The sequence below is a fragment of the Caldisalinibacter kiritimatiensis genome (genome assembly GCF_000387765.1).
Lineage (GTDB): Bacteria > Bacillota > Clostridia > Tissierellales > Caldisalinibacteraceae > Caldisalinibacter > Caldisalinibacter kiritimatiensis.
Genome location: NZ_ARZA01000051.1, coordinates 1 through 702 on the forward strand (window position 1 = coordinate 1; position 702 = coordinate 702).

Sequence of the window (702 nt, forward strand, 5' to 3'; positions counted from 1 at the left end):
CAAGTACCATCAGCGCTGGAGGACTTAACTTCCGTGTTCGGAATGGGAACGGGTGTAACCTCTCCGCTATTGCTGCCAGATTGCTTGTTTTTTATCAGCGACAAATATTATTTTATCACATTTCATCGAGTGTGTCAAGCGCTTTTTTATTTTTTGTCTGATTTCTCATGACTTCATACAGTTAAACGGAAATATTTAACTGCACCCTCAGTTTAAAAAACTCCTATCAGAAAGATGGGAGTTGGATGGTGCCCAGAGACAGAATCGAACTGCCGACACGGGGATTTTCAGTCCCCTGCTCTACCGACTGAGCTATCTGGGCATATCATCATATTATATTGGTGGGCTTAGGTGGACTCGAACCACCGACCTCACGCTTATCAGGCGTGCGCTCTAACCGACTGAGCTATAAGCCCCTACATGGTCGGGGTGGCAGGATTTGAACCCGCGACCCTCTGGTCCCAAACCAGATGCGCTACCAAACTGCGCTACACCCCGAAGTCAGAACACTAACCTCAATATATGGCAGGGGCGGCAGGACTCGAACCCACGACATTCGGTTTTGGAGACCGACGTTCTACCAACTGAACTACGCCCCTACATATTCAATTAAATGGTGGGCCCTCAGGGACTCGAACCCCAGACCTGCCGGTTATGAGCCGGACGCTCTAACCAACTGAGCTAAGGGCCCTCGATACTGGC

At 49.6% G+C, this 702-nt stretch carries 5 tRNA genes and 1 rRNA gene; all 6 read right to left on the minus strand.

The window, feature by feature from the left end:
- A 5S ribosomal RNA gene (gene rrf, locus L21TH_RS01855) occupies positions 1-80 on the minus strand; the annotation flags it as partial.
- 166 nt (positions 81-246) lie between these two features.
- Positions 247-322: transfer RNA gene (locus tag L21TH_RS01860), tRNA-Phe, on the minus strand.
- A 17-nt stretch (positions 323-339) separates the two neighbouring features.
- Positions 340-416: transfer RNA gene (locus tag L21TH_RS01865), tRNA-Ile, on the minus strand.
- Between the two features lie 5 nt (positions 417-421).
- Positions 422-498, minus strand: a tRNA-Pro gene (locus tag L21TH_RS01870).
- A 25-nt stretch (positions 499-523) separates the two neighbouring features.
- A tRNA-Trp gene (locus tag L21TH_RS01875) sits at positions 524-599 on the minus strand.
- Between the two features lie 15 nt (positions 600-614).
- Positions 615-691 (minus strand) — tRNA-Ile (locus L21TH_RS01880).
- Positions 692-702: the final 11 nt, after the last annotated feature.